We start from the raw sequence: 20,337 nt of genomic DNA on the forward strand, positions 1-20,337 counted from the left end.
GGTGTTTCCCGTGTCGCCGACAGCGCTCGTCCGGGTGTTCCCCGGCGATTCCGGACGCCGAATCGAAGTGCCGAGAGTGATCACCGTTCCCCGGTGAGTAGTGATCGCCTCGCACGATGGGGTTGTCGGCGGGACGGGGCAGCGCCGGGACCGGTTCCGCACTCCATCCTGCTGAAGGCAGTTCCGCCTGCCGGGTCTTCCGGCGCGGCGGAGCTCACCTGTCCTGTCCTGACGCGGCGCCCCGGAGTGACGACACGATGATCGACAGGATCACCTTCCCGCAGCCGGACGTCCCGCGGCGGGACGGAGGGCAGTGGCCGCGCGACGAGGCCGAGGTGCGTGAGCACATCTGCCGGTCCACCGGGCTGCGTCACGACCAGGTGACCGAGGACGCCGACCTCGTCGCCCTCGGCGTCGACTCGATCTTCGTGCTGCGGACGGCGGCCCTGCTGCGCCGCAACGGCGTGCGGGTCGGGTCCAGCGAGCTGGCGGCACGCCCGACCCCGGCGGCCTGGTGGGAGCTCGTCCTCCGCAACCGGCGCGAGGACCGGGCGCGGGAGAGCGCGCCGGTCGTGGTGGACGAGTCGGCGCCGTTCCCGCTCGCCACGATGCAGCACGCGTTCTGGCTCGGGCGGTCGCCCGGTCAGGAGCTGGGCGGGGTGGCCGCGCACTTCTGCACGGAGCTCGAGACCCGCCCCGGTGAGGGCGTCGACCCGGAGCGGCTCGGCAGGGCGCTGCGGGCGGTCGTCGAGAGGCACGGCATGTTGCGGGTCCTGGTCGGGCCGGACGGCACGCAGCGCATCGGGGAGAACGGCGGGTCCGGCCTCACCGTCCACGACCTGCGCGACCTCCCGGACGACGAGGTGCAGGCACGGCTGGCGCGCATCCGCGAGCGGCTGGCGAATCGGGCAGGGGACCTCGCGGCGGGCGAGGTGTTCGAGATCGAGCTGTCCTCCCTGCCCTCCGGGGCCAGCCGGCTGCACCTGAACCTGGAGATGGTCGCGGCGGACGCGCTGAGCCTGCGCACCGTCCTCGCGGACCTCGCCCACCTGTACCGGACGCCGGACGACCCGTTGCCGCCACTGCGTTTCAGCTATCCGCGCTATCTCGCCGAACGGGCCGCGTCCCGCCGAGACGCGAGGGAGCGGGCACGGGCGTGGTGGGCTGACCGCCTTCCCGGACTGCCCGGCCCGCCCGCTCTCCCCGTGGGCACCGAGGACACGGGTGGGTTCACCCGGCGGCACCACTGGTTCTCCGGCGACGACGTCCTGCGGCTGCGGGAACGGGCCGCGGCGCACAGCCTCACACCGGCCGCCGTTCTCGCGGCGGTGTTCGCGGAGACCATCGCGGCGTGGAGCTCGACGGACAGGTTCCTGCTGAACCTGCCCGTGTTCTACCGGGAGCCGCTGCACGAGGACGTGGACGGGCTCGTCGGCGACTTCTCCAGCTCCGTCCTGCTGGACGTGGACATGTCCGCGCCGCTGTCGTTCGCGCAGCGGGCGCACGACCTCCAGTCCCGGCTGCGGGAGACGCTCGGCCACGCCGAGTACACGGGCGTCGAGGTGCTGCGCGACCTGAGCAGGCTCAACGGGGGCGAGCGCGTGCTGGCCCCGGTGGTCCACACGAGCGCGCTGGGGCTCGGCGAGCTGTTCGGCCGCGAGGTGCGGCGGTGCTTCGGTGAGCCGTGCTGGGTCGGTTCGCAGGCGCCGCAGGTGTGGCTGGACGCCCAGGTCACGGAGTTCGACGGCGGAATCCTCGCGAACTGGGACGCACGGGAGGGACTCTTCCCGCCCGGGGTCCTCGACGCGATGTTCGACGCCTACACCGGTCTGGTTCGCGGTCTGCTCGACGGCGGCACGCCGTGGGACGAAGCGGTCCCTTCGCTGTTGCCGCCGCGGCAGCGCGAAGTACGCGAGAAGGTCAACGACACGGCGGGCCCGCCGCCCGGTGCCCCGCTGCACGAACGGTTCTTCGCCCACGCTCTGTCCACTCCGGATAGTCCGGCGCTGCTGTGGGGTGAGGACGGCTCGCTGAGCTACGGGGAGCTGGCCACCAGGGCGCTGCGCGTGGCGGCACTGCTGCGGGCGCGCGGGGTGGGGGCGGGCGACAGCGTCGGCATCACCGTGCCCAAGGGCGTGGACCAGGTGGTGGCGGTGCTCGGCGTGCTGGCGGCGGGGGCGGCCTACGTTCCGTCCGGTGTGGACGTTCCTCCTGCCCGGCGTGCGGCGGTCCACCGCGCGGCGGGAGTGCGGTACGTGCTCTGCGACCGGGAGACGGCCGCGGTCCCGGCCGGCCCGGAAGCGTTGGTGCTCGACGACTCCGCCGCGTTCACGCCGCTGTCCGCGCCGGTGGCGGTCGAGCGGGAGGCCGTGATGTACGTGATCTTCACGTCCGGCTCGACGGGGGTGCCGAAGGGGGTGGAGGTGCCGCACCGGGCGGTGGCGAACACCGTCGACGCGGTCGGCGACCTGTTCGGCGTGGGGCAGGAGGACCGCACGATCGCCCTGTCGGCACTGGACTTCGACCTGTCGGCCTACGACCTGTTCGCGTTCCTCGGGTCCGGCGGCAGCGTGGTGGTCCCGGACGAGGGGCTGCGGCGCGACGCCGCCGCGTGGGCCGAGCTGATCCGCCACTGGCGCGTCACGGTGGTCAGCGCCGTGCCCGCGCTGCTGGACATGCTGCTCGTGGCGGCGGACGGACCCGGTCTCGGCGACTCGCTCCGGCTGGTCATGCTCGGCGGCGACCGCGTCACGCCGGACCTGCCGCACCGGCTGCGGGAGCTGGTGCCCGGCTGCCGGTTCGCGGGCCTGGGCGGGATGACGGAGGCCGCCGTCCACGCCACCGCGTGCGAGGTGGGCGAGGCCGACCCGCGGTGGCGGGCGGTTCCCTACGGCACGCCCCTGCGCAACGTCACCTGCCGGGTCGTGGACAGCAGGGGCCGGGACTGCCCCGACTGGGTCGCCGGAGAGCTGTGGGTGAGCGGCGCGGGACTCGCGCACGGCTACCGCGGCGATCCCGTGCGCACGGCGGAGAAGTTCGTCGAGCACGACGGCCGGCGCTGGTACCGCACCGGCGACCTGACCCGCTACCTGCCCGACGGCACCGTGGAGTTCCTCGGCCGCACCGACCACCAGGTCAAGATCCGCGGCCACCGGATCGAGCTGGGCGAGGTCGAGGCCGTGCTGACCGGGCACCCGCTGGTGGACGCGGCGGTGGCGACCGTCGTGCTGACCGCCTCCCGGCAGCTGGCCGCCGCGGTGGTCGCCCCGGAGTCGCTGGAGCCCGCGGCGCTGCGGACGTGGCTGGCCGGCCGCGTGCCGGGCTACCTCGTGCCGGAACACCTCAGCGTCGTGGAGGCCCTCCCGCTCACCCCGAACGGCAAGATCGACCGCAAGGCGGTCCACCGGGCGCTGCAAGCCGGGGCGGGCAGGCGTGGAAGTCCCGTCAGCCCGGCGCCGCTCAGCCCGGTCGAACGTGCGGTCGCCGAGGTGTGGCGCGACCTGCTCGACGTCGAGGAGGTGGGGCCCGGCGACGACTTCTTCGCCCTGGGCGGGGACAGCCTGCTGGCGACGAGCCTGATGAGCGGCCTCGGCCGCCTCGGCCTGCGCGGCGCGGAGCTGGCGGACCTCTTCACCACACCGGTCCTGCGCGACTTCGCCGCCCGGCTCGTCGCGGGCGACGCGCGGCCCGAGTCCGTGGTGCGACCGGACCCCGGGCACCGGTACGAGCCCTTCCCGCTCACCGACGTGCAACGGGCGTTCTGGATCGGGCGCGACGGCAGCCTGCCGCTCGGCGGCGTCGGCTCGCACTTCTACGTCGAGTTCGAAGGGGCCGACGTCGACCTGTCCCGGGTCGAGGAGGCGTGGAACCGGCTCGTCGCCCGGCACGAGATGCTGCGCGCCGTCATCGCCGCCGACGGCACCCAGCGCATCCTGCCCGAGGTTCCGCGCTACCGGATCCGCGCGACCGACGCGGGCCACCGGCCGGAGGCCACCCTGCACCGGCTGCGCACCTCGTTGTCCCACCAGCTCTTCGACACCTCGACGTGGCCGCTGTTCGACATCCGCGCCGTGCACCACGTCAGCGGCGGGCGGCGGTGCACGCGGCTGCACGTCGGCTTGGACAGCATCGTGATGGACGGCCGCAGCATCATGGTGCTGCTGGCGGAATGGGCCAGGCTGAGCGCCGACCCGGACGCCGTGCTGCCGCCGCTCGGCCTGTCGTACCGCGACTACGTGCTCCAGGTCCGGCCGGACCCGGAGCGGCTGGGGCAGGCGCGGGAGTACTGGCGCGGACGCGTCCGCGAGCTGCCGCCGCCACCGGCGCTGCCCCTGGCCGGGGACCCTGCCGCGTCCGGCAGGCCGACGTTCCACCGCCGGCACCACGACATCGGCGCCCGCACGTGGGCCTCGATCACGGCCCGTGCCCGCGAGCACGGCCTCACACCCAGCGCCGTCCTGCTCGCCTGCTACGCCGAGGTTCTGGGCGCGTGGAGCGACCAGCGCGACCTGACGGTCACCCTGACCCTCTTCGACCGCAACGACGTGCACCCGGACGTGCACCACGTCGTCGGAGACTTCGCGTCGCTGCTGCTGGTGAGCCACCACCGGGACGACGGTGAGGCGTTCGCCGAGAACGTCCGCGCGTTGCAGGAACAACAGGGCCGCGGCCTCTCGCACCGGGAGGCGTCGGGCATCTGGGCGCTGCGCGAGCTGGCCCGGCGCCGCGGGACGGCGTCCGCGTCGGTCCCCGTCGTGTTCACCAGCGTGCTCGGCGTCGACGTCCCGTCCGAGCTGTCCGGCCCGTTCGCGGAGCAGGTCTACGGCGTCACGCAGACGCCCCAGGTGTGGCTGGACAACAAGGTGGCGAGGTCCGGCGGCGGGATCACCGTCGACTGGGACGCCGTCGAGGACCTGTTCCCGGACGGCGTCGTGGACGCGATGTTCGACGGCTACGTGCGGCTGGTCGAGAGCCTGGCCGAGGCCGACTGGTCCGCACCGCTCCCGCTGTCGCTCACGCCGGACGACGTCACTCTGAGGAACACCGCCCTGGAAGCGAGGGTGGCCGACCGGCAGGAGGTGGCCCGGCCGGGGCCCTCGGCCACCGCGGTCGAGGAGGCGGTCGCGAGGGTGTGGGCCGAGGTCCTCGGGGTGCGGGAGGTCCGGCGCTCCGACGGTTTCTTCGAGCTCGGCGGCGACAGCATCCTGGCCACTCGCCTGATGGTCCGGCTCGGCGCCGAGGGCCTGGCGGGCGCGGAGCTGGCCCGCCTGTTCACCCACCCGGTGCTGCACGAGTTCGCGGCGACGATCACGCACGGTGCGGCGACGGCTCCCGCGGTGCTCGCCGCGGACGAGGAGCACCGCCACGACCCGTTCCCGCTGACCGACGTCCAGGCGGCCTACTGGGTGGGCCGCTCGCCGGACTTCCGGCTCGGTGGGATCGGCGCCCAGCTGTACGTCGAGTACGAGCACGCGGAACTGGACGTGCCGCGGCTGGAACGGGCGTGGAACCGGCTCGTCGCCCGGCACGAGATGCTGCGGGCGGTCGTGACGCCGGACGGGATGCAGCGCGTCCTGCCCGAGGTACCGGACTACGCCATCACGGTCGTCGACGGTGGTGAGTCACCGGAGCACGTGCAGGAGCAGGTGCGGGAGCTCATGTGCCACGGCGCTGTCGACGTGGAGAGCTGGCCGTTGTTCGACATCCGCGTGATGACCCGTGCGAACGGCACGGCCCGGCTGTGCGTGGCGTTCGACAACATCGCCGTGGACGGGCTGAGCATCCTCACGCTGCTGGCCGAGTGGGACGCGCTCTACCGCGACCCGCAGGCGGCGCTCCCGCCCATCGGGGTGTCCTTCCGCGACTACGTGCTGGGCACCGTCCCGGAACCGGAGGTGCTCGCCGAGGCGCTGGAGTACTGGCGTGGACGCATGACGGGCTTGCCGCCGGGACCGGAGCTGCCGTTGCGGGCGAGGCCCGCCGAGATCGTCCGTCCCCGGTTCGAACGCCGTGAACGCGGCCTGGGCACCGCGAGGTGGCGTGCCGTCACGGAGCGGGCGAAGGCGTTCAACGTGACGCCCAGCGTCGTGCTGTTCTCCTGCTACACGCTCGTTCTCGGCGCGTGGAGCGCGAGCCGCGACCTGACGGTGAACATGACCCTGTTCGACCGGCGGGACGTGCACCCGGACATCGGCCGCGTCGTCGGCGACTTCACCTCGCTGCTGCTCGTCGCGGACCGGCCGGAACCGGGGGAGAGCTGGCTCGGCCGGGTGCGGCGGCTCCAGGAGCAGGTGTGGCGCGACCTCGGCCACCAGCAGGTGTCCGGTGTTCGGGTGCTGCGGGAGCTGGCCAGGGAGAACGCCCGCCTGGCCGAGCCCGTCCCGGTCGTCTTCACCAGCATGCTGGGCGTCGACGACGCGCTGGCCGCGGCGGTGCGCTGGCCGGACCGCACTCGGTCGCAGACGCCGCAGGTGTGGCTCGACCACCAGGTGATCGAGCTGCCGGACGGCCTGCTGCTGAGCTGGGACTCGGTGGACGAGCTGTTTCCCGAGGGCGTGGTGGACGCCATGTTCGACGCCTACTGCGACCTCGTGTCGTGGCTCGCCGAGGGCGACTGGACCGCCGAGCCGCCCGACCTGCTGCCAGCCGCCCAGCGGTCGGTGCGCGAGAAGGTCAACGCGACGACGGGCCCGGAACCGGAGAGCACCCTCGGCGGGGGACTGCTGCACGGCGCGTTCTTCGAGCAGGCCGCGGCGCACCCGGACCGCGTCGCCGTGGTGGAGAGCCGGGGCGGGCGCCTGACGTACGGCGAGCTCGCGCACCGGGCCCGGCACGTGGCGGGGATGCTCGCCGATCACGGTGTCCGCCCGGGAGATCCGGTCGCGGTGACTCTGCCCAAGGGCGGCGACCAGGTGGCCGCGCTGCTCGGCGTGCTGGCCGTGGGCGCGGCCTACGTACCGGTCTCCGCCGACCAGCCGCCGGTGCGCGCCGCCCGCATGCTCGACCGGGCGGGTGCCGCGTTTCTGCTGGGCGACGGGACGCCGCGGGACGGCGTGCGGTCGTTGTCCATTCGCGACGCGGAACGGTTCGCGCCGCTGGAGGCGATCGGTGGCGCTCCGGACGGGCTGGCGTACGTGCTGTTCACCTCGGGGTCGACCGGGGAACCGAAGGGTGTCGAGATCCGGCACCGCAGCGCGGTGAACACCGTCGCCGACGTGTGCGACCGCTACGGCGTCGGACCGGACGACCGCGTGCTGGCGCTGTCCGCCGCCGACTTCGACCTGTCCGTGTTCGACCTGTTCGGGCTGCTCGGCTCGGGCGGGACGGTCGTCCTCGTCGCGGAGGACGAGCGCCGCGACCCGCAACGCTGGCTGGCGCTGGCCCGCGAGCACCGGGTGACGGTGTGGAACTCCGTGCCCGCCGTGTTCGACATGCTGCTGACCGCGGCCGAGACCGGTGCGGGGCTGCCGGACTCGCTGCGCCTGGTCCTGCTGTCGGGCGACTGGGTCGGACTCGACCTGCCTGCCCGGCTCGCGCGGCAGACCCGGTGCGCCCTGGTCGCGCTCGGCGGGGCGACCGAGGCGTCGATCTGGTCCAACGCCTGCGACGCCGGGGTGGCCGACCCGGGCTGGGCGTCCGTCCCGTACGGCTTCCCGTTGCGCAACCAGAGGTTCCGGGTGGTCGACGAGGAGGGCCGCGACCGGCCGGACTGGGTGCCGGGTGAGCTGTGGATCGGCGGGACCGGGGTGGCCCGCGGCTACCGCGGCGACCCGGAGCTCACCGCGGCCAGGTTCCTCGACCACGACGGCACGTCCTGGTACCGGACCGGGGACGTGGGCCGCTACTGGCCGGACGGCACGCTGGAGTTCCTGGGCAGGCGCGACGACCAGGTGAAGATCCGGGGCCACCGGGTGGAGATGGGCGAGGTCGAGGCCGCCGTGTCGGCGTTCCCCGGTGTCCGCCACGCCGTCGCCGCCGCAGTGGCGGGCAGGGACGGCAAGCGGCTCGTGGCGTTCGTGCGGGCGGAGGAGGACGCCCCGCTGGGCGACCTGCCGGGGTTCCTCGCCGAACGCCTGCCCGGCCACGCGATCCCCGGCGTCGTCCGGGTGGACGGGTTCCCCCTGACCGCCAACGGCAAGGTCGACCGCACCGCGCTGGCCGGGCGGCTGGTGCCCGCCGGGGAGCCGGTCGCGCGGGAGTCGTTGTCCGGCAGGGAACGCGTGCTCGCGGACCTCTGGGGCGAGCTGCTCGACCGGGCGCCGGGGACCGGGCACGACAACTTCTTCGCCCTCGGCGGCGACTCCCTCAGCGCGACGAGGCTGGTCCAGCTGGTACGCGGCAGGTTCGGGGTCACCGTGTCGCTGCGCGACTTCTTCGCCGACCCGACCGTCGCGCATCTCGCCGCCGCCGTCGGCCACGCGATCGGCAGTCAGGACGAGGAGGAAGGCAGTCTGTGACGATCACCGACCTGCTCACGGAGCTGAGGCACCTCGGCGTCAGCCTGTGGGCCGACGAGGGCGACCTGCGCTTCCGGGCACCGCGCGGCGTGCTGACCGACGAACGGCGGACCGCGTTGCGCGCCAACAAGACCGAGGTGCTGCGGCTGCTGGAACGCGAGTCGGAGCTGCCGCCGGCGGAACCGGACCCCGCCGGGCGCCACGACCCGTTCCCGCTCACCCCCGTCCAGTCCGCGTACCTCCTGGGCCGCCACCCCGCCTACCCGTACGGCGGTGCGGCCTGCACGAGCTACCTGGAGGTCGAGCTTCCCGGCGCCGAGCCCGGACGGGTCGAGGACGCCTGGAACGAGCTCGTCGCCCGGCACGACATGCTGCGCGCCGTCGTCCACGCGGACGGCTACCAGCGCGTGCTGCCGGAGGTCGACCGGTACCGGGTGCCGGTCGCAGACCTGCGCGACGCCCCGCCCGACCGGGTTCAGGCGCACCTGGACGCCTGCCGCGACGAGCTGACGGGCCGGCTGGGCGACACCGGGCGGTGGCCGCTGTTCGCGGTGCGCGTCACCCGGACCCGCGAGGCGACGATCGTGCACCTGGCGGTGGAACTGCTGACGGTGGACGCGTCGAGCCTGCAAGCACTGCTCGGTGAGCTGGGCGAGCTCGTCAGCGGCGGCACCGGGCTTCCCTCCCCGCCGGAGATCACCTTCCGCGACTACGTCCTGGCCGAGCGGAAGCTGCGCGACACGCCGCGCTACCAGCGCGACCGGAAGTACTGGCTGGACAGGATCGACGACCTCCCGCCCGCTCCGCTGCTGCCACTGTCCGAACAGGACGCACCGGCCGGTCCGGTGCGGTTCGACCGGGTGCACCACTGGCTCACCGACGTCGAGCTGACCGGCCTGCGGGACCGGGCGCGTGCGCACGGGGTGACGGTGTCCGCGACGGTGCTGGCCGCCTACGCCGAGGTCATCGGCCGGTGGAGCCGTCACCGCCGGTTCACCCTCACCCTCCCGGTCGCCGGTCGCCTGCCGGTGCACGAGCGGGTGGACGACCTGGTCGGCGACTTCTCGTCGGTCGGCCTGCTCGCCGTGGACCTGGACGAGGCCGCCGCGTTCGCCGGCCGGGTCAGGGCGGTCGCGGCCCGGTTGTTCGAGGACCTGGACCACCGGTCGTTCACGGGAGTGGACGTGCTGGCCGAGCTGACGCGCCGCGCGGGCAGCCCGGTGCTGATGCCCGTCGTGTTCACCAGCACCGCGGGCCTCGGCCGTCCGGCACGGCCACCGGTGCGGATCCGCCGCGGCCTCACGCAGACGCCCCAGGTGTGGATCGACTGCCAGCTCACCGAGTACGACGGCAGCCTCATGCTCGCGTGGGACGTGCGGCGCGGCGTGCTGGCCGACGGTGTGGCCGCCGACGCGTTCGAGGCGTTCCGCGACCTGGTCCACGCGCTGGCGACGGACGACGACGCGTGGACCGCCCGCCAGCCGGTGCGGCTGCCGGAGGATCAGCGGCGGCGCCGTGAGTCGGTCAACGACACCGCCGCCGACCGTCGCGCCCGGTTGCTGCACGAACCGGTGTTCGCCCGGGCCGCCGCGCGCCCGGACGCGGTCGCGGTGGTGTCCGGCGGCACGGCGATGACGTTCGGCGAGCTCGCGGCCCGTGCGTCCGACCTGGCGGCGGCGTTGCGCGAGAACGGTTGTGCGCCCGGTGAACGGGTGGCGGTCGTGATGGACAAGAGCGCCGAGCAGGTCGTGGCCGTGCTGGGCGTGCTCGCCGCGGGCGCGGTGTACCTGCCGATCGACGCGGGCCAGCCCGTCGCCAGGAGGGACCGGGTCCTGCGCGACGCGGGAGTCCGGTTCGCGGTGGTGCGGACCGGGGACGAGGTGGCGAGGGACCTTCCCGCGCACCCGGTCGTCGTCGATCTCGCCGTGGAACCCGCCGGGGACGTCGCGCCCGCCGGGCGTGCGGCGCCGGCAGACCCGGCGTACGTCATCTACACCTCGGGATCGACCGGCGACCCGAAGGGCGTGGTGGTGAGCCACCGGGCGGCGGCGAACACCCTCGACGACCTGGAACGCCGTTTCGGCCTCGGACCCGCCGACCGGGTGCTCGGGGTCGCGAACCTCGGGTTCGACCTGTCCGTGTGGGACGTCTTCGGCGTGCTCGGCGCCGGTGGCGGGCTCGTGCTCCCCGACGCCGCCAGGGCGGCCGACGCGTCGCACTGGGCGGAGCTGATCGCCCGGCACGGCGTGACGTTGTGGAACACGGTGCCCGCCCAGTTGCGGATGCTCCAGGCGTACGTCGACTCGGAGCCGGAGGCGGACATCTCCGGGCTGCGGCTGGCTTTGCTGTCCGGCGACTGGATCCCGGTGGACCTGCCCGGCCGCGTGCGCGCGAAGCACCCGAGCCTGGAGCTGGTGAGCCTCGGCGGTGCGACGGAGGCCGCGATCTGGTCCATCTGGCACCCGATCGGCGACGTGCCGCCGCACTGGCGGAGCATCCCCTACGGCACGCCGTTGGAGAACCAGTCGTTCCACGTCCTGAACGACGTCCTGGAGGACTGCCCCGACCACGTGACCGGTGAGCTGCACATCGGTGGCGCGGGCCTGGCGGAGGGCTACCTCGGCGACCCCGGACGCACCGCCGAGCGGTTCGTCGTCCACCCGCGCACCGGCGAACGCCTCTACCGCACCGGCGACCTCGGGCGGTACCTGCCGGACGGTGCCATCGAGTTCCTCGGCCGGGAGGACGGCCAGGTGAAGGTGCGCGGGCACCGGGTGGAGCTCGGCGAGGTCGAGGCGGCGCTGCGGGCACACCCGGCCGTCGCGGACGCGGTGGTGGTCGCCACGGGGGAGCGGGACGCCCGCAGGCTCGCCGGCTTCGCGGAACCCGCCCCCGCCGCCGTGCCACCGGCACCGTCGTTCGTGCACGTGGCGGACGTCGCCACGGCCACGGCCGGGGAGCTGGAGGCGAAGCACGGCGGCGAGGACTTCGCCGCCCTCGTGCGTGCCGTGGACGAGGTCGCGATCCTCTCGATCGCGGCCAGGCTGCGGGCCGACGGCCTGTTCGCCACCGCCGCCGACCGGTGCGACCTCGCCGCCATCGCCGCGGCGACGGGCGTCTCCGCACGGCAGGACCGGTTGCCGCGCCGGTGGATGGACGCCCTGGTGCACGCCGGGGCGGTCGGGTTCGACCCCGCCTCCGGCACCTACGGCGACCTGGTCGCCGCGTCGGAGGAGGACATCCGGGCGCTGTGGCGGCGGATCGAGGACCTGAACGAGCGGGTCGGCTACGGCGCCTCGACCCTGGAGTACATCCGGACGTGCAGCAGCCGCCTGGACGAGCTGCTCGACGGACGGCTGGACGTGCGCGAGCTGCTGTTCCCCCACGGCGAGGTCGGCGCGGCACACGCCGTCTACCGGGAGAACCTGGTCGGCCACAGCATGCACCAGATCATGATCTCGGCGATCCGGGCGGTCGCGGCGGCTCACCCGCGCGGGGGGATGCGGCTGCTGGAGGTCGGCGGCGGGGTGGCGGGCACCAGCACCGACCTGATCCCGGCGCTGGCCGAGTTCGAGCCGGACTACCTGTTCACCGACATCTCCGAGTTCTTCCTGGGCGAGGCGCGGGAGAAGTTCGCGGACCACCCGTGGGTCCGCTGCGGCCGGTTCGACATCAACGCCGACGCCCGCGCGCAGGGCATCCCGCCCAACAGCGCGGACGTGGTGCTGTGCGCGAACGTGCTGCACAACTCGCGCGACGCCGGTGAGGTGCTGGCGAGGCTGCGCGAGGTCCTGGCACCGGGCGGGTGGCTGGTCTTCCTCGAACCGACGCGGCGGCACAACTACCCGTTGCTGGTGTCGATGGAGTTCGAGTTCTTCAGCGAGCTGGCCGAGTTCACCGACCTGCGCGCCGGCACCGGGCAGGCGTTCCTCACCAGGAGCCAGTGGATCTCGCTGCTCGGCGAGGCGGGCGCGGACGAGTCGCTGTGCCTCCCGCCGGTCGGCCACACGCTGGCCGCGCCGGGGCAGGGCGTGTTCCTGGCCAGGTTCGGCACGGACCGCGCCCGCGTGACCGGCGACGAGCTGCGCCGCCATCTGGAGAGCCGGCTGCCCGCGCACATGGTGCCGGCGCGGCTGGAGCTGCTGGACGCCGTCCCGAGGACCCCCAACGGCAAGGTAGACCGGGCCGTGCTGACCGCGTGGGCGGACGGGCAGCAGGACGACCACCGCGGCGGGCGAGTGGTCGAGGAGCCCGCCGACGACCTGGAACGCCGGATCGCCGCGCTGTGGGCCGAGATGCTCGGCCTCGACCGTGTCTCCCGCGGCGAGGACTTCTACTCGCTGGGCGGCGACTCGTTGCTGCTGTCGCGGATGGTCGGCAGGCTGCGGGAGCGCGAACCGGAGGCCGCCGCGCTGGAGTGGCAGGAGCTGCTGCGGCAGATGCTGCGCGACGCCACTGTGCGCGGGCTGGCGGCGTTCATCCGGTCGTCGGGGGAGGCGGCACCGGAGCGGACGCCGGCGCGTTCCTCCCTGATGCGGCTGGGCGGGTCGGCCGGAGCCGTCACCACGGTCCTCGTGCACGCGGGTTCGGGCACTCTCCAGCCGTACCGGCCGCTGCTCGCACACCTGCGGGCGGCCGGGACCGGGCAGCTGGTCGGCGTGCAGGTCGAGGACTACGACCGGTACCTCGCGCTGCCACCGGAGACGGTCGTGGCCCGGCTCGCGGCCGACTACGCGCGCGAGCTGCTCGGCGCCGGCGACCGGTTCCGGCTCGTCGGCTACTGCGTGGGCGGCCTGCTGGCCACCGAGATCGCCCGCGACCTGACCGAGTCGGGGGCGACGGTGGACGAGCTGACCGTCATCAGCTCCTACCGGCCGCCCGCGGTGCACGACGAGCTGATGGCCGAGTACGTGTTCGCGCTGGCGACGGGCACGGACCTGGCCGCCGCCGGGTGGCCCGCCGACCCGGACGTCTTCAACGCCGCGGTCCGGTCGATCCTGGACCGGACCCCCGGCCAGGTCCCCGACGGCGCGCTCGCCGGGCTGACCGGCCGCTTCGCCGACCTGGGTGCCCGCTTCCGCGAAGTCGGGGCGCTGCCGGGACAGGAGCGACTGCGGGCGCTGCACCGCGCCTCCCGTTCCGGCGGTGCCTACGACCCCGGCGACTGCTCCTTCGCCGACTACACCCGTCTCCACGCGGTGTTCCGGCAGAGCATGTCCGCCGTGTCACGGCACGAGCCGGAGCCGTACCTGGGCCCGATCACGGTGCTGCGCAACAGCGACTCGTCGACGCTGCTGCCCGGCACGCGCACCGACGTGGGCGAGTTCTGGCGGGAGATCTGCCTCGGCGAGCTGACCGTGCGGGACATCCCCGGCGACCACTTCGGCTGCGTGTCGGCCGCGCACGCCGCCGGGCTCGGCGCCCTGCTGACGGGTGGGCGCGGGTGAGCGGACCGGTGGCGGTGCTCGGCGCCGCCGGGACGGTGGGCCGTTCTGCGGTCGGCCTCCTGCACGACCTCGGCATCGACGACGTGGTGGCCGGTGACCGGGACACCACCGGCGGCGCCGTCCACGTCGACGCCGAAGATCCCGTGCCCCTGCGGCGGTTCTGCGCCGGAGCCGAGGTGGTGCTGAACTGCGCGGGACCGTCGTACGCGCTGCTGGACCGCGTCGCCAGGGCCGCACTCGCCGCGGGCGCCCACTACGTCGACATCTCCGGCGACCGGCCGGTGCACCACCTGCTGACGGCCTCCGGCGCGGTCCGCGGCCGGGCCAGGGCCGTGCTCTCGGCGGGGATGACGCCAGGACTGGCCAACCTGGTCCCACGCGTCCTGGCCGCGGACGGGCTCGCGGGCGCCGACCTGGTGGTGCACGCCGGGGGCGTCGAGCGGTTCAGCCCCGCTGCGGCGGGCGACCTCGTGCTGACCGTCGACGGCGTGGAGGAGGCGGGGCAGGGCGCCTACTGGTACGGCGAGGCCCTCGCCGCCTGGCGGGACGGCCGGGTGGTCTCCGGCGCGCTGGTGACCGCCGAGGACGTCGAGCTGCCGTACTTCCCCGGCCGGGTCACCCTGGTCCCGTTCCTCACCGCCGACGCCGCCCGCCTGGCCAGGCAGGCGGGGCTCGCCTCGCTCGACTGGTTCACCGTGTTCACCGGCAGCCGGCTGCGCCCCGCCCTGTCCCGGTTGCGGGGACGGGTGCCGCGCGAGCCGGCCGCGCTCGCCGCCGCGGCCGCCGAGCTGATCGAGGCCGGGGAGCTGGACCGGGCGGGACAGGACCCGTACCACCTCATGACGTTCACCCTCCACAGTGGACAACGGTCGCGGACGGCCGTGCTGCGCACGACGAGCAGCTTCCGGTTGAGCGCCGCCACCGCCGCGCTCACGGTCCGCGCGGTGCTCGACGGCTCGGTGCCGCCCGGCCTGCACCACGCCGACGAGGTGCTCGACGCCGAGGCGACGCTGCGCGGGGTGGTGGAGCTGGGCGTGCTGTCCGCGTTCGACGTGCACGACCACGACCGGTGGTCCAAACCGATCGAGGAAGGGATGCTGTGACGACTCCCGGGACGACCCCCACCTCCCGCCGGCCCCGCGTCGTGGTGTGCGGCACGTCGTTCGGCCGCGTCTACCTGCGTGCGGTGCACGAGGACCCGACAGTCGAGCTGGCGGGCGTGCTGTCCAAGGGCAGCCCGCGGTCGCAGCACTACGCCGACGCCTACGGCGTGCCCAGCTACCACGACCCCAAAGAGGTGCCGGACGACGTCGACATCGCCTGCGTCGTCGTGCGCGCGGGAGTGGCCGGTGGAGCGGGGGCCGAACTGGCGCAAAGCCTGCTGTCCCAGCGAATCCACGTGCTGCAAGAGCACCTGCTGCACCCGATGGAGCTGGCCGAGTGCCTGCACGTCGCACGGCGGCACGGGGTCCGGTACCGGGTGAACGCCTTCTACCCGCACGTCGAAGCCGTCCGGCGCTTCCTGCGGGCGGCACGGGCCATGCGACGTGAACAGCCGCCCCTGTTCGTGGACGCGATGGCGGGCGTCCAGGTCCTGCACCCGTTGCTCGACGTGATCGCCCGCGCGGTCGGCGGACTGCGGCCGTGGCGGTTCGCCGACGCGTCCCCGTTCCCGGCGGAGCTGCACGACCTGGCCCGCCATCCAGGCCCGTACACCCACCTGCACGGCGTCGTGGGCGGCACGCCGGTGTCGTTGCGGGTGCAGAACCACGTCCACCCGGCCGACCCGGACAACCACGCGCTGCTGCTGCACCGGATCTCGCTGGTCTTCGAGTCCGGCGTGCTTTCGCTCGCGGACACTCACGGGCCGGTGCTGTGGAGCCCGCGCCTGCACAGCGAACGCGACGGGACCGGCCGCCTGATCATGGAGGGAACGGGCACCGAACGGCTCCAGGTCCCGGCCACCGAACCGCTGGGACCGGACTCCGCCCCGACGTTCCGCGACGTGTTCGACCGGGTGTGGCCCGACGCCGTGCGGGTGGCGCTGAAGGAGCTGCGCGCGGACATCGCCGACGAACGCCGCTCGACGGTGGCCGGTCAGTGGGCGCTGTCCGTCGCGGGGATGTGGCAGGACGTCACCCGGCGGCTCGGCGAGCCGCGGTTCATCCACCCGGACGCACCGGACCGCGTCGACCTGCCGGAGCTGGTGGCCGCCGAGTCCAAGGCGGTGCCGCGGTGAGCGCGGGACCGCTCCGGACGGCGTTGGGCGCGGTCAGGGAGCTGAAGGAGTTCTCGGTCGACCCGTACGGTGCGATGGACCGCCTCCACGACCGGAACGGCCCGGTCTCCTGGCTCGGCGCCGGTCCTGTGCGCTTCGCCCTGCTGCTCGGCCAGGAGAGCACCGCGTTCGTCCTGGCCCGCACCGGGGCGTTCAGCTGGCAGCGCGCCTTCGGCAGCCTCACACCGCTGGCGGGCGCCAACGCGTTGCTGGTCAACGACGGCGAGCGGCACCGGAGGCTCCGCAGGCTCGTGCACCCGGCGTTCACCGCGCACCGGGCCGCCGGTCACGCCGGGACGGTGCGGCGGCACGTCGACCGGGTCGTCGGCACGTGGCGTGCGGGTGAGGTGGTCGAGGTCCAGCGGCAGTTCCGGTTCGCCCTGCGTGACGCCCTGACCGAGATCCTGTTCGGACCTGACTCCCTCACTCGTGCGGCCGGGCTGCGGGGCCACCTGGAGACCATCCACCGGGCGGTCGACGCCGGTCCGTTGCGGCGCCGGGTGCAGGTGCTCGGCCTGCCCTCGTGGAAGCGCGCCGTCGCCGCCCGCGAGACCGTCCGGCGCTGGGTGGCCGCGGAGAGTGCCCGGCGGCGGTCCGGGCGGACACCCGCGGGGGAGGACGTGCTGTCCACGTTGCTGGCCGCCGCGGCGCAGGGCGTTCCGCCGCTGACCGACGACGAGCTGTGCGACCAGCTGGTCAGCTTCTGGGAGGCGGCGGCGGAGACGACGTCGTCGACCTTCGCCTGGTCGCTGCACGCCTCGCTGTCCGACCGCGCGGTGTGGGAGTCCATCACCGCCGATCGGTCCTCCGTGGACAGAATCGTGCGGGAGACGCTGCGGCTGTACCCGGCGACCGGGGTGGTCGCGCGGGCGGTGGCGACCGAGCTCTCCTTCGCGGGTCACCGGTTCCCGGTGGGGACCAAGCTGCTCATCAGTCCGTTCCACACCCATCGGCTGGCGAGTGTGTGGGAGGACCCGCTGCGGTTCGACCCCGGCAGGTGGGACAGCACCCGGCCGGGCTTCCGCGCCCGGCCTCCCCACGAGTACCTGCCGTTCGGCGGCGGACCGCACCGGTGCGTCGGCGCCGTCCTGGCGACCACGATCGTGCGGGCCGCGCTCACCGGGGTGGCCGAGCGGGCGGACCTGCGTCTGGTGTCCGAAGTGGACCCGAAACCCACCGGCCTGATCGGGATGCGGCCCCGCGACGGCGTGACCGTCCGGGTGGTGCGGCGGTGACCACCGACTTCGTCCCGTGGCCGGAGGAGGACGCCGCCCGGTACCGCGCCGCCGGGTACTGGCGCGGCGAAACGTCCTCCCGGTTCCTGGAGCGGGTGACCGGGTTGTCCGGCGAACGGACGGCCCTGGTCGACGACCGGGTCCGGCTGACGTACCGCGACCTCTTCGAGCAGTCCCGGCGCGTCGCCGGTGGCCTGCGCGCGCTCGGGGTCGGGGCGGGGGACAAGGTGCTCGTGCAGCTGCCCAACCGCGCCGAGTTCGTCGTGCTGTGGTTCGCGTTGCAGCACCTCGGTGCCGTGCCGGTGCACACCCAGCCCGGCCACCGGCACGCCGAGATGATTCACCTCGCGCGGCTGACCGAGGCCGTCGCGTACGTCGTCCCGGACGTCCGTTCGAGGTTCGACCACCGGGAGCTGGCGTCACTCGTGCGCGCGAACGTCCCGTCGTTGCGGCACGTCATCGTCGTCGGCGATCCCGGCGGTCACATCGCCTTCGAGGACCTCCTGGCACCGGCACCGGTGCCGGTGGAGGACCTCGCCCGGCCGGGGGACGTCGCCCTGCTCCTGCTCTCCGGCGGCACCACCGGAGCGCCCAAGCTGATCCCGCGCACGCACGACGACTACCTCTGCAACGCCAGGCTGGCGGCCGAGGCGTGCCGCCTGGGCGACGACGCGGTGTACCTGGCGGTCCTGACCATCGGGTTCAACTTCACGTTCGGTTGTCCCGGTCTGCTCGGGGTGCTCGGCGTCGGCGGCACCGTCGTGCTCGCGGACAACCCCGACCCGTCGTACTGCTTCGGTCTCCTCGAGCGGGAGCGCGTGACGATCACGGCGATCAACCCGCTGCTCACCCCGCTGTGGCTGGACGAGGCGCTGGCGACCGACGCGGACCTGTCGAGCCTGCGGGTCCTCCAGATCGGCGGCGCGCGGCTGCCCGGCGACCTCGCCCGCCAGGTCGCCGCGACGTTCGGAGGCACCCTCCAGCAGGTGTTCGGCATGGCCGAGGGCCTGCTGTGCACGACCGGACTGGACGAGGCTCCCGAGGTGATCGCGACGACGCAGGGCAGACCGGTCGCGGAGGCCGACGAGGTGCGCGTCGTCGACGAGCACGGCGCCGAGGTGCCCGGCGGCGCCGTGGGCGAACTGCTGACCAAGGGCCCGTACACGCTGCGCGGCTACTACCGTGCCGACGAGCACAACGCCACGGCGTTCACGGACGGCTTCTACCGCACAGGAGACCTGGTCCGGCGGCTGCCGTCAGGGCACCTCGTCGTGGTGGGCCGCCGGAAGGAGCAGATCAACCGGGGCGGCGAGAAGTTCGCGGCCCCCGAGGTCGAAGGCCACCTGGAGGCCCACCCGCTGGTCCGCGCGGCGGCGCTGCTCCCGGCCCCGCACCCGTACCTCGGCGAACGGTCGGTCGCCTTCATCGTGCCGGCCGGGACGGGCGCGCCCACCCGGGAGGACCTGCTGACGCACCTGGCCGCGCGCGGGCTGGCCGCCTACAAGACGGTCGACGAGGTCCGGCTGCTGGAGGAGATGCCGAGCACACCCGTCGGCAAGGCCGACAAGAAGGCGCTGGCGCGGCTGCTGGTCTGACGTCAGTGCTCCCCGCGGCCGGCCGGGACGAGGAAACGCGCCACGCTGTCGAGCTTCTCGCACGTCTCCTCGAACTCACGGTCCGGTGTGGACTGTGCGACGATGCCCGCGCCCGCCCGCAGCCAGGTGCGGCCGTGCTGCCGGTACACCGACCTGAGCACCAGCGCGGCGTCGAGCGCGCCGGACTGGTCCACCGTCAGCACCGCACCGCCGTAAAGCCCTCGCGGTTCGGTCTCGTGGCGCCGGATCGCCTGGTAGGCCGCCTCCTTCGGCACCCCGGACGCCGTCACCGCGGGGAAGATCGCCGCGAACGCGTCCCAGGCGTCGCACCCGTCCGCGAGCCGCCCGGCCACCTCGGAGGCGAGGTGCTGCACGCTGCCGCGTCGTTTCACCGACATCAGGTCCCGCACGTGCACGGAACCCGGTTCGCAGAACGACAGGAACTCGTCGTTGCCGACCTTCACCGAGATCGCGTGCTCGTAGATCTCCTTGGCATCGGCGAGCAGGTCCGCGCGATAGCGCTCGTTCAGGGCTTCGTCGTCGCAGAGCGCCCTCGTCCCGGCCAGCGGATGGCTCACCACCGCGCCGTCGCTGCTCACCGACGCGACGATCTCCGGACTGAAGCCCGCCGCCTCGACACCGTCGAGGCACAACAGGAAGGACCGCTCCGGCAGGTTCGCCCGCCGTCCGGCCGCGTAGGTCGCGGGGAGGTCGATGGCCTGGGACAGCTCGACCACCCTGGAGAGGATGACCTTCTGCAACAGCTTCGCCTTGATCTCACCGACCGCGTCCGCCACCGCCGAGCGGTAGGCGCGGCTGCCGCTCGTCCGCACGTCCACGGGTTCGGGAGACCGCGTGACGAGCGGGCGGAAGCCGGTGAGCACCTCAGCCACCGCGTCGGCCTCGACCGGGTCCACTGACCTGATCAGAGCCACGCCGTCGGAGACACGGACTTCGCAGCGCGGCACCACGAGGTGCAGAAGCCGTTGGCTGCCAAGCAGATCCCGCTCACCGCTCCTGGCGTAGGAGAGCTCGAAGGCGGCCCACCCGTAGGCCCGCCAGCCGTCCACACGCAGCTCCGACAGCAACGACCTGACGATGCTCAGCGGATCGTCGTTCCAGGCCGGCACCGTGTCGCCGGACCTGGCCCCGTCGCGGTCGAGCGTCACCTGCGCGAGAACCCCACCGGCATAGGAGAACTCGCCGTTGTTCTCGTAGACGACGTACTCCTCGTGGAGCCCGGCCTCGACCAGCCGCACCACGGCGTCGAGCGGTTCCCCGCACACCGCGACCTTCGTCTCCGAGTACTGCGCGGTCATGGTGCCT

At 73.9% G+C, this 20,337-nt stretch carries 7 protein-coding genes; 6 read left to right on the forward strand and 1 reads right to left on the reverse strand.

The window, feature by feature from the left end:
* Positions 1-257 precede the first annotated feature (257 nt).
* Genes BLT23_RS02975 through BLT23_RS03000 form a run of 6 tightly spaced genes read left to right on the forward strand, consistent with a single transcriptional unit; the run spans position 258 to position 19,011 of the window.
* Complete coding sequence (locus BLT23_RS02975) at positions 258-8,456, forward strand: non-ribosomal peptide synthetase (RefSeq protein WP_090045274.1); 8,199 nt, start codon at positions 258-260, stop codon at positions 8,454-8,456.
* Entirely contained in the window at positions 8,453-13,903 is a 5,451-nt protein-coding gene (locus BLT23_RS02980) for a non-ribosomal peptide synthetase (RefSeq protein WP_090045276.1), read from the forward strand. Before BLT23_RS02975 ends, BLT23_RS02980 begins: the two co-directional genes overlap by 4 nt.
* Positions 13,900-15,006 carry a saccharopine dehydrogenase NADP-binding domain-containing protein gene (locus BLT23_RS02985; RefSeq protein ID WP_143035795.1) on the forward strand — a complete coding sequence of 369 codons (1,107 nt, stop codon included), beginning with the start codon at positions 13,900-13,902 and terminating at the stop codon, positions 15,004-15,006. Before BLT23_RS02980 ends, BLT23_RS02985 begins: the two co-directional genes overlap by 4 nt.
* A complete protein-coding gene (locus tag BLT23_RS02990) occupies positions 15,003-16,142 on the forward strand; it encodes a Gfo/Idh/MocA family oxidoreductase (protein ID WP_090045282.1) in 1,140 nt (379 codons plus the stop codon). The genes BLT23_RS02985 and BLT23_RS02990 overlap by 4 nt, the downstream gene beginning before the upstream one ends.
* Positions 16,139-17,416 (forward strand): cytochrome P450, encoded by a 1,278-nt coding sequence (locus BLT23_RS02995; protein ID WP_090045284.1) that lies wholly within the window; start codon positions 16,139-16,141, stop codon positions 17,414-17,416. Before BLT23_RS02990 ends, BLT23_RS02995 begins: the two co-directional genes overlap by 4 nt.
* A complete protein-coding gene (locus tag BLT23_RS03000; protein WP_090045287.1) occupies positions 17,413-19,011 on the forward strand; it encodes a (2,3-dihydroxybenzoyl)adenylate synthase in 1,599 nt (532 codons plus the stop codon). Before BLT23_RS02995 ends, BLT23_RS03000 begins: the two co-directional genes overlap by 4 nt.
* 2 nt (positions 19,012-19,013) lie before the next feature.
* On the opposite strand, the gene BLT23_RS03005 is transcribed toward BLT23_RS03000, so the two are convergent.
* The gene (locus tag BLT23_RS03005; RefSeq protein WP_090045290.1) at positions 19,014-20,330 is read right to left on the reverse strand and encodes a salicylate synthase; all 1,317 of its coding nucleotides are present in this window, start codon (positions 20,328-20,330) and stop codon (positions 19,014-19,016) included.
* Between the last annotated feature and the right edge of the window lie 7 nt (positions 20,331-20,337).

The sequence above is a fragment of the Lentzea fradiae genome (assembly GCF_900100955.1).
Lineage (GTDB): Bacteria > Actinomycetota > Actinomycetes > Mycobacteriales > Pseudonocardiaceae > Lentzea > Lentzea fradiae.

Excerpts from the sequence above, each read along its gene's own strand:
- BLT23_RS02975 (WP_090045274.1), top strand. The coding sequence starts at position 258 with ATGATCGACAGGATCACCTTCCCGCAGCCGGACGTCCCGCGGCGGGAC.
- BLT23_RS03005 (WP_090045290.1), bottom strand. The coding sequence starts at position 20,330 with ATGACCGCGCAGTACTCGGAGACGAAGGTCGCGGTGTGCGGGGAACCG.